Here is a 359-nt window from a genome sequence, read left to right as displayed (position 1 = left end):
GAAAATGTACATTATTTTCCAATAATAGACCAGAAAATTTTAGAGGAAAGAAAACCTAAAAAATGGTCTAAGAAAGAAATTATAGGTCATTTGGTAGATTCAGCCGTCCATAATCTTGTCCGTTTTACAGAAATTAATTATGTTGACAAACCTTATCAAAGAAGAACTTACGATCCAGATGCTTTAGTAGATATAAATAAGTATCAGACAATGGATATTGAGGAGCTTACGCAATTATGGTTTGTCATAAATAAACAGCTTGTGAGACTGATGAAAACAGTTGATCCAAAAGCTTTAGAGTATGAAATTGATTTTGGCGATGGATCTGTAGCTGATTTACGGTTTATAATGACCGATTA

Annotated in this window: 1 protein-coding gene; it reads left to right on the top strand. The window is 31.8% G+C overall.

Translation table 11 applies throughout. From position 1 onward, the window contains the following. Positions 1-359: DinB family protein (locus B3J44_RS02900; RefSeq protein ID WP_286965663.1), on the top strand; the 359-nt coding region annotated here is incomplete at both ends.

The organism is Flavobacterium sp. UBA4854, assembly GCF_002399805.1.
Lineage (GTDB): Bacteria > Bacteroidota > Bacteroidia > Flavobacteriales > Flavobacteriaceae > Flavobacterium > Flavobacterium ginsengisoli.
Note: the sequence above shows the minus strand (reverse complement) of the source record. Positions and strands in the feature narration are given on the sequence as shown.